This is a genomic window from Rhizobacter sp. P5_A1, assembly GCF_056400745.1.
The window spans coordinates 77,062-86,182 of sequence record NZ_JBFUKR010000023.1; the positions used below are offsets into that span (position 1 = coordinate 77,062).

Here is a 9,121-nt window from a genome sequence, read left to right on the forward strand (position 1 = left end):
GGCCGCTGCGGGGCTTACTTGGTCGAGGTCGGCGCCGCGCTGCCCGAGCTTTCGGCGGCCGAAGCGGCGGCCGAGGCCTTCGCCAGACGCGCGACCTCGATCAGTTCGCGCTGTTTCGGACTGACACAGTCATCGACGATGCGCTGTGCGGTTTTCACGTTCAACAGCATGGACTTGCTGGCGATCTGCACCATCAACGCCTCGCCGCGCACGTCTTCCAGGCGGATTGCACCGGTCGACGACAGCACCGGCTTCATCAGGTACGCGGCCTTGCCGTGCTTGACGTCGACATACGACGGGTGGCTCGGGCTCGCGGTGATGTCGATCGTCTGCTTGAACTCGCAGTCGTAGAGACCATAGTAGACGCGCTCGGCCGCTTCAATCTGCTCGGGCGTCGCCGCTGCGAGCGGCGCCGGCTCGGCGGCCTTGGCCGCGGGCGCCTTCTTGGCGACCTTCGCCGGCGCCGGCTTCTTGGCCGGAGCGGTCTGTGCCAGCGCCGCCGGCAAGGCGGTGCAAAGAACGAGGGCCGCGACGGCGACGGCGGAGGAGCGGGCCAGGATCTGTGTGGTCATGTTGGCTTGCGGAATGAAGGAAGCGCAATTGTCGAGGCCGACGCGCACGAGTCGTGTCTGTTTGCAACAGGATTCGCGACGGCGCACTCGATCGCCGCGGCTCGGCTTCAGCGCGAGAAGAAGCGCTGCTCCACTTGCGTCGGCAGCGGCTGACCGGTGCGGTGCGCGCGCTCCAGCACCTGCCAGAAATAGCGGTAGCTGGCGCGATCGTGCAGCGTGTCGCGGTGGCTGATCGGCGCCCAGTCCGCATCCTGCCCGGCGCTGACGATCAGGCAGGCCGCCTCGACCTCGGCCGCCGTCGGCGCGAAGGCTTCGACGATCGGCGCGATCTGGTTCGGGTGGATGCTCCACATGCGCGTGTAGCCGAACTCTCGCAACGCGCGCGAGGCTGCCGCCGCGATCGCGTCGGCATCGTTGAACTCGGTGACGACGCTGTGCGACGGCACCTTCGCGTGGCCATGGCACGCCGCGGCAATCTCGAGCTTCGCGCGCACGACCAGCGGGTGCCTGAACTGGCCTTCGGCACTCATGCCGGCGGCCGGGATCGCGCCGCGGTGCGCCGAGACGAAGTCCATCAGCCCGAACGACAGCGATTCGATGCGCGGATGCGCCGCGATCGCGTCGACCTCGCGCAACGCGCCGTGGGTCTCGATCAGCGCATGGACCGGGATCGGCCGCGACAGGCCGATCACGCGGCTCTGGTGGTCGATCTCGGCACAAGCGAGCTGCACGTCTTCGAAGTTGCGTGGCTTCGGCAGCATCAGGTACGCGAGCCGGGTGCCGGCGCGTGCGACGAAGGTCGCGACATCGTCGGCAAAACTCGGATGATCGACCGGGTGCACGCGCGCACCGACGCGGTCGAAGCGGTTCTCGGCCGACATCGCGAGCTCCGCGGCCATCCGCGCGTGCTCGGCTTCGCCGCCGATCGGCGCGCCGTCTTCGCAATCGAGCGTGACGTCGAACACCGGGCCCATCTCGGCCTGCAGCGCGAGGCTCTTGCGCATGCGGGCCTCGACGCCGCAGTAGTGATCGCACACCGGCAGCGGTGGGGCGAGTTCGGCGCCGTCGAACAGCGCGTCGCGGGGATGGGTCGTCATGGCGATCAGCTCGAAACGGGGCGCCGGGCCGCGGCCTACAGCAGGTGCTTGACGCCGTCCTGCTCGCCCTGCAGCTCGGCCAGCGTGATGTTGATGCGCTCCTGGCTGAACGCATCGATCGCCAGACCTTCGACGATCTTGTACTCGCCGTTCTCGGTCGTGACCGGAAAGCCGAACATCACGTCTTTCGGGATCCCGTACTGGCCGTCGGACGGCACGCCCATCGTGACCCACTTGCCGTTCGTGCCGAGCGCCCAGTCGCGCATGTGGTCGATCGCCGCGTTCGCGGCCGAGGCGGCCGACGAGACACCGCGTGCCGCGATGATCGCCGCGCCGCGCTTGCCGACGGTCGGGAGGAAGGTGTCGGCATTCCAGACCTGGTCGTTGATCATGTCCTTGACGCCCGCACCGCCGATGGTGGCGAAGCGGTAGTCGGCGTACATCGTCGGCGAGTGGTTGCCCCAGACCGCCAGCTTCTCGATCTCGGCGACCGGCTTGCCGGTCTTCGCGGCGATCTGGCTCAGCGCGCGGTTGTGGTCGAGGCGCAGCATCGCCGTGAAGTTCTTGCGCGGCAGGTCGGGCGCGCTCTTCATCGCGATGTAGGCGTTGGTGTTGGCGGGGTTGCCGACGACCAGCACCTTGACCTTGCGGCTGGCGACCGCGTTCAGCGCCTTGCCCTGCGCGGTGAAGATCTCGGCATTGACGGCGAGCAGCTCGGCGCGCTCCATGCCCGGGCCGCGCGGGCGCGAACCGATCAGCAGCGCGTAGTCGACGTCCTTGAAGGCGGTCATCGGGTCGCTGTGGGCCTCCATCCCGGCGAGCAGCGGGAACGCGCAGTCTTCGAGCTCCATCATCACGCCCTTCAGCGCCTGCTGGGCCTTGTCCACCGGCACCTCGAGCAGACTCAGCACGACCGGTTGATCCTTGCCCAGCATTTCGCCCGAGGCGATGCGGAACAGGATGGCGTAACCGATCTGGCCGGCAGCGCCGGTGACGGCGACGCGAACAGGTTTCTTGCTCATGCGGATTCTCCGAAGGGGGTGGGTAGGGAAGGGTTCGCCCGCGAGTTTAGGTCAGTCGGCGGGGCAAGTCCGGGCTTTCCCGCGCTTTCCATGCGGCGGCCGGCGTCAATCGACTCTTCTGTCTTCTATAAGACATCAATCAGCGGTGCGGGCGACGGGAGCCGCTGGTTTGTGCTGCAATCGAGGGCATGTCAGTCAACTCGCCGCCGGCCTCGATCCCGGCCCCCGCCGGCCCTGCGTTCAGCCCGCTGTACCAGCAGATCAAGGCGCTGATCATGAAGGATCTGCAGCACGCGCAATGGCGGCCGGGCGAGGCGATCCCGAGCGAGATGGAGCTCGCCGCGCGCTTCAAGGTCAGCCAGGGGACGGTGCGCAAGGCCATCGACGAACTCGCCGCCGAGAACCTGCTCGTGCGCCGCCAGGGCCGGGGCACCTTCGTCGCGACGCACACCGAGGAGCACGTGCAGTTCCGCTTCCTTCGGCTGATGCCCGACAGCGGCGAGACCGGCCGCATGACGCGCCGGCTGATCGACTGCCGGCGCCAGCGCGCGCCCGCCGAGGTCGCGCGGGCGCTGCACCTGCGGGCGAGCGATCCGGTGATTCGCGTGCGGCGCGTGCTGTCGTTTCGCGATGCGCCGGTCGTGCTCGACGACATCTGGCTGCCTTCTTCGCTGTTCAAGGGCCTGACGGTCGAGCGCCTGGCCGCGCACAGCGGCCCGCTCTACGGCCTGTTCGAGGTCGAGTTCGGCGTCCGCATGATCCGCGCCGAGGAGAAGATCCGTGCGGTCGCGGCCGACGCCGCGAGTGCCGAACTGCTGGCGTTGGCAGTCGGCTCGCCGCTGCTGAGCGTCGAGCGCTTGTCGATGACCTATGGCGACAAGCCGGTCGAATTGCGCCGTGGCTTGTACAGCACGGCCTCGCACCACTATCGAAACGATCTCAGCTGAGCACGCGCGGGCCGCTGCTCGAATGAATTCGAGCGGCCTGCCTGTGAACGGTGCTGCATTGCAATAAAATCTTCAGGTTACACCGCAGTTTCGACAGACCAGAACAAGGTTTCTTCATGGCACAGACGGCAGAAGCGGCAAGAAAACAAAGACCCGGCGGGAACATGCGATTGGTCGACGCGCTCGCCTACCGGCTCCCGCTGGCGGGCTGGGTCTCGATCCTGCACCGCGCCAGCGGCCTCGTGATGTTCATCCTGCTGCCGTTCATCATCTGGATGTTCGACACCAGCGTCACCTCCGAGATCAGCTACAGCCAATTCACCTCGGTGTTCAGCGCGGGCTTCTGGTTCGTGCCGGGCATCGTCGTCAAGCTCGTCGCGCTGATCCTGATCTGGGCCTACCTGCACCACCTGATCGCCGGGCTGCGCCATCTGTGGATGGACGCGACGCATGCGGTCACGCTCGAATTCGGTCGCTCGTCGGCGGTCTTCACCCTGGTCGTCAGCGTCGTGCTGACGCTCGCGCTCGGCGCGAAGCTGTTCTTCTTCTGAGGCGCGCACAGATGGCACAGAGTTACGGTTCGAAGCGCACGGTCGTCGGCGCGCACTACGGTCTGCGCGACTGGCTCTCGCAGCGCGTCACCGCGGCGCTGATGGCGCTGTTCACGCTCGCGGTCATCGTGCAGGTGCTGATGCCCGGCGAGATGGGTTACGACCGCTGGGCCGGCATCTTCTCGAAACAGTGGATGAAGGTGCTGACCTTCGTCGTGATCGTTTCGCTGCTGGTGCATGTGTGGGTCGGCATGCGTGACGTGCTGATGGACTACGTGAAGAGCGTCGGTGCCCGCCTCGCGCTTCAGGTCGCGACGATCGTCTGGCTGGTCGGCTGTGCCGGGTGGGCCATCCAGGTTCTTTGGAGACTTTGAGCATGCAATCGGCAATCCCCCTGATGTCGGCCGGCACGGCCGCGCTTTCGCGGCGCAAGTTCGACGTGGTGATCGTCGGCGCCGGCGGTTCCGGCATGCGCGCGTCGCTCCAGCTCGCGCTCGCCGGCCTGAACGTCGCGGTGCTCTCGAAGGTCTTCCCGACCCGCTCGCACACGGTCGCCGCGCAGGGCGGCATCGGCGCCTCGCTCGGCAACATGAGCGAGGACAACTGGCACTATCACTTCTACGACACCGTGAAGGGCTCCGACTGGCTCGGCGACCAGGACGCGATCGAGTTCATGTGCCGCGAGGCACCGAAGGTCGTCTACGAGCTCGAGCACTTCGGCATGCCGTTCGACCGCAACCCCGACGGCACGATCTACCAGCGCCCATTCGGCGGCCACACCGCGAACTACGGCGAGAAGCCGGTGCAGCGCGCCTGTGCCGCGGCCGACCGCACCGGCCACGCGATGCTGCACACGCTGTACCAGCAGAACGTCAAGGCGCGCACCAACTTCTTCGTCGAGTGGATGGCGCTCGACCTGATCCGCGACGCCGAAGGCGATGTCGTCGGCGTGACTGCGCTCGAGATGGAGACCGGCGAGGTCCACGTCCTCGAGGCGAAGACCGTGCTGCTCGCGACCGGCGGAGCGGGGCGCATCTTCCAGGCCTCGACGAACGCCTTCATCAACACCGGCGACGGCCTGGGCATGGCCGCGCGCGCCGGCCTGCCGCTCGAGGACATGGAGTTCTGGCAGTTCCATCCGACCGGCGTGGCCGGCGCCGGCGTGCTGCTGACCGAAGGCTGCCGCGGCGAGGGCGCGATCCTGCGCAACAGCAACGGCGAGCGCTTCATGGAACGCTATGCGCCGACCTTGAAGGATCTGGCGCCGCGCGACTTCGTCTCGCGCTGCATGGACCAGGAAATCAAGGAAGGGCGAGGCTGCGGACCGAACAAGGACTACATCGTCCTCGACATGACCCACCTGGGCGCCGAGACGATCATGAAGCGCCTGCCCAGCGTGTTCGAGATCGGCCACAACTTCGCGAACGTCGATATCACGAAGGAGCCGATCCCGGTCGTGCCGACGATCCACTACCAGATGGGCGGCGTGCCGACCAACATCCACGGCCAGGTCGTGGCGCCCAAGGGCGGTCATCCGAATTCGGTCGTGGGCGGCCTGTACGCGGTCGGCGAATGCGCATGCGTGAGCGTTCACGGCGCGAACCGACTCGGCACCAATTCGCTGCTCGACCTGCTGGTCTTCGGCAAGGCGGCCGGCGACCACATCGTCGCCAGCAGCCTGAAGGACAGGGCCCACAAGCCGCTCCCGGCCGATGCCGCCGACTTCACGCTCGCTCGTCTGGCGCGCCTGGATGGCAGCACCGGCGGCGAATATGCGCAGGATGTCGCCAACGACATCCGCAAGTCGATGCAGCAGCACGCCAGCGTGTTCCGCACGCAGGCGCTGATGGACCAGGGCGTTGGCGAGATCAAGGCGCTCGCCGAGCGCGTCAAGGGCATCCACCTGGCCGACAAGTCGAAGGTCTTCAACACCGCGCGCATCGAAGCGCTCGAGGTCGACAACCTGATCGAAGTGGCGCAGGCGACGATGATCTCCGCGGCGGCGCGTCACGAGAGTCGCGGCGCTCACACCGTCGACGACTACGCCGACACGCCCGAACACCCGAACGGCCGCAACGATGCGGTCTGGATGAAGCACACGCTGTGGTACAGCGAGGGCAATCGCCTCGACTACAAGCCGGTGAACCTGACGCCGCTGAGCGTCGAATCGGTGCCGCCGAAGGTGCGGACGTTCTGAGCCCACGAGAGAACCTCACATGACCAAGCGCGTGTTCCAGATTTATCGCTACGACCCCGACACCGATGCGAAGCCGCGCATGCAGACGATCGAGGTCGATCTCGACGGCAGCGAGCGCATGCTGCTCGACGCGCTGAACAAGCTGAAGGCCGTCGACCCGACCTTGAGCTTCCGCCGTTCCTGCCGCGAAGGCGTGTGCGGGTCGGATGCGATGAACATCAACGGCAAGAACGGCCTCGCCTGCCTGACGAACATGCGCACCTTGCCCGGCGTCGTCGTGCTGAAGCCGCTGCCCGGCCTGCCGGTGATCCGCGACCTGATCGTCGACATGACGCAGTTCTTCAAGCAGTACAACTCGATCAAGCCCTACCTCGTCAACGACGAGACGCCGCCCGAGAGGGAGCGCCTGCAGTCACCGGAAGAGCGCGACGAGCTGAACGGGCTGTACGAGTGCATCCTGTGCGCGAGCTGCTCGACGAGCTGCCCGAGCTTCTGGTGGAACCCCGACAAGTTCGTCGGCCCGGCCGGGCTGCTGCAGGCCTACCGCTTCATCGCCGACAGCCGCGATCAGGACACCGGCGCGCGCCTGGACAACCTCGAAGACCCGTACCGCCTGTTCCGCTGCCACACGATCATGAACTGCGTCGATGTCTGCCCGAAGAACCTGAACCCGACCCGGGCGATCGGCAAGATCAAGGAACTGATGGTGCGCCGCGCCGTCTGATTCGATCGCGCGATCTTTGCCCTCGCCATTGCCCCGCCATGCAAGCCGCCCTGATCGACGAACGCGCGTTCAGCAAGCTGCGCTGGCGCTGCCGGCGCGGGCTGCTCGAGAACGATCTGTTCATCGAGCGCTTCTTCGTGCGCCACGGCAAACAATTGACCACGTCGCTCGCCGCGGGCCTGTTGACGCTGATGGACCTGTCCGACAACGACCTGCTCGACCTGCTGCTCGCGCGCAGGCAGCCCGAGGGCGAGTTGCTGGACGACGATGTGGTGCAGGTGCTGCGCATGATGCGCGCGCCGGCATGAAAGAGGCGTCCGCCGCGATGCGAGACGCCCGAATCGGAGACGCGTGGTGTTCCCCCTTCTAGGCACTTCCAAGGAAAAGCTCATGACCCCGTCCGACGTGAAAGCCACCCTGTCGTTCTCCGATGGCAGCCCGACCATGGATCTGCCGATCTACAAGGGCAGCATCGGCCCCGACGTGATCGACATCCGAAAGCTCTATGCCCAGACCGGCAAGTTCACCTACGACCCGGGTTTCCTGTCGACGGCGTCGTGCAGTTCGACGATCACCTACATCGATGGCGACAAGGGCGAGCTGCTCTACCGCGGCTACCCGATCGAGCAGCTCGCGGAGAACTGCGACTATCTCGAAACCTGCTATCTGCTGCTGAAGGGCGAGCTGCCGAACGCGACGCAGAAGACCGACTTCACGAAGCTCGTCACGAACCACACGATGGTCAACGAGCAGATGCAGTTCTTCCTGCGCGGTTTCCGCCGCGATGCGCATCCGATGGCCATCATGACCGGGCTGGTCGGTGCGCTGTCGGCCTTCTATCACGACAGCACCGACATCCACAACGCAGAACACCGCGACATCTCGGCGATCCGCCTGATCGCCAAGATGCCCACGCTGGTCGCGATGGCCTACAAGTACACCGTCGGGCAGCCCTACATCTACCCGAAGAACGATCTCTCGTATGCCGGCAACTTCATGCGCATGATGTTCGCGACGCCTTGCGAGGACTACGTGCAGAACGACGTGCTGGTGCGCGCGATGGACCGCATCTTCATCCTGCACGCCGATCATGAGCAGAACGCGTCGACCTCGACCGTTCGCCTGTGCGGCTCGTCGGGCACGAACCCGTTCGCGGCGATCGCGGCCGGCGTCGCCTGCCTGTGGGGCCCCGCGCACGGCGGCGCGAACGAGGCGGCGCTCAACATGCTCGAAGACGTGCAGAACATGGGCGGCGTCGAGAAGATCGGTGATTTCATCCGGCAGGTGAAGGATAAGAACTCGAACGTCAAGCTGATGGGCTTCGGCCACCGCGTCTACAAGAACTACGACCCGCGCGCGAAGCTGATGCGCGAGACCTGCCACGAAGTGCTCGACGCGCTCGGCCTGCACAACGACCCGATCTTCAAGCTCGCGATGGCACTCGAGAAGATCGCGCTCGAAGACGACTACTTCGTCTCGCGCAAGCTGTACCCGAACGTCGATTTCTACTCCGGCATCGTGCAGCGCGCGATCGGCATTCCGGTGACCTTGTTCACCGCGATCTTCGCGCTCGCACGCACCGTCGGCTGGATCGCGCAGCTGAACGAGATGATCGGCGACCCCGAGTACAAGATCGGCCGTCCGCGGCAGCTGTTCAACGGCGCGACGCAGCGCAACGTGACGCCGCTGGCCAAGCGCAGCTGAGGCTCACGACGCACGGCGCGCGAGACGCGCGCATCGAATCAAGGCCCCGATATCGGGGCCTTTTCTTGTGCGCCCAGCATGGGCGCGATCTTGGAGGTGCAAGTCCTCCGCCGAGCTGGCCACAGCGAGGCAAGTGAAGCGCAACTGCGTGAGGGCGACCGAGCGTGGAGAGGAAGCGTGGAGCGTAAACCGTGAGCCGAGGTACACGAACCGCATCCGAGGCGGCGCCGGCCAGGGCGAGCAGGCAAGTGACTGCAAAGCTCTCGTGGCCAAGGGCCAGGCGACGTAAATGCGGCGGTTGTGCGGT

10 protein-coding genes are annotated in these 9,121 nt (G+C 66.2%); 7 read left to right on the forward strand and 3 right to left on the reverse strand.

Annotated features, from left to right (window positions below):
- Positions 1-14 precede the first annotated feature (14 nt).
- From AC1DTW_RS21530 to AC1DTW_RS21540, 3 genes are read right to left on the reverse strand one after another with little or no spacing between them, the layout of a single operon-like run.
- Complete coding sequence (locus tag AC1DTW_RS21530) at positions 15-620, reverse strand: hypothetical protein (RefSeq protein ID WP_477983433.1); 606 nt, start codon at positions 618-620, stop codon at positions 15-17.
- A 59-nt stretch (positions 621-679) separates the two neighbouring features.
- Positions 680-1,669 (reverse strand): HpcH/HpaI aldolase/citrate lyase family protein, encoded by a 990-nt coding sequence (locus tag AC1DTW_RS21535; protein WP_477983434.1) that lies wholly within the window; start codon positions 1,667-1,669, stop codon positions 680-682.
- A 35-nt stretch (positions 1,670-1,704) separates the two neighbouring features.
- Positions 1,705-2,691 (reverse strand): malate dehydrogenase, encoded by a 987-nt coding sequence (locus AC1DTW_RS21540; protein ID WP_477983435.1) that lies wholly within the window; start codon positions 2,689-2,691, stop codon positions 1,705-1,707.
- A 188-nt stretch (positions 2,692-2,879) separates the two neighbouring features.
- On the opposite strand from AC1DTW_RS21540, the gene AC1DTW_RS21545 reads away from it, so the two are divergent.
- From AC1DTW_RS21545 to gltA, 7 genes are all read left to right on the forward strand, one after another.
- Positions 2,880-3,638 (forward strand): GntR family transcriptional regulator, encoded by a 759-nt coding sequence (locus AC1DTW_RS21545; RefSeq protein ID WP_477983436.1) that lies wholly within the window; start codon positions 2,880-2,882, stop codon positions 3,636-3,638.
- Positions 3,639-3,802: 164 nt separating this feature from the next.
- Positions 3,803-4,189 carry a succinate dehydrogenase, cytochrome b556 subunit gene (sdhC, locus tag AC1DTW_RS21550; protein WP_477983437.1) on the forward strand — a complete coding sequence of 129 codons (387 nt, stop codon included), beginning with the start codon at positions 3,803-3,805 and terminating at the stop codon, positions 4,187-4,189.
- Between the two features lie 11 nt (positions 4,190-4,200).
- Positions 4,201-4,563, forward strand: a complete 363-nt coding sequence (gene sdhD / locus AC1DTW_RS21555) for a succinate dehydrogenase, hydrophobic membrane anchor protein (protein ID WP_477983438.1) — start codon at positions 4,201-4,203, stop codon at positions 4,561-4,563.
- Between the two features lie 23 nt (positions 4,564-4,586).
- Entirely contained in the window at positions 4,587-6,386 is a 1,800-nt protein-coding gene (sdhA, locus tag AC1DTW_RS21560; protein WP_477983443.1) for a succinate dehydrogenase flavoprotein subunit, read from the forward strand.
- Between the two features lie 19 nt (positions 6,387-6,405).
- Complete coding sequence (locus AC1DTW_RS21565; RefSeq protein WP_477983439.1) at positions 6,406-7,110, forward strand: succinate dehydrogenase iron-sulfur subunit; 705 nt, start codon at positions 6,406-6,408, stop codon at positions 7,108-7,110.
- Between the two features lie 38 nt (positions 7,111-7,148).
- Positions 7,149-7,418, forward strand: coding sequence for an FAD assembly factor SdhE (locus AC1DTW_RS21570; RefSeq protein ID WP_477983440.1), 270 nt, complete (start codon positions 7,149-7,151; stop codon positions 7,416-7,418).
- Positions 7,419-7,500: 82 nt separating this feature from the next.
- On the forward strand, positions 7,501-8,814 hold the full coding sequence (gene gltA / locus AC1DTW_RS21575) for a citrate synthase (protein WP_477983441.1): 1,314 nt from the start codon (positions 7,501-7,503) through the stop codon (positions 8,812-8,814).
- Positions 8,815-9,121 lie beyond the last annotated feature (307 nt).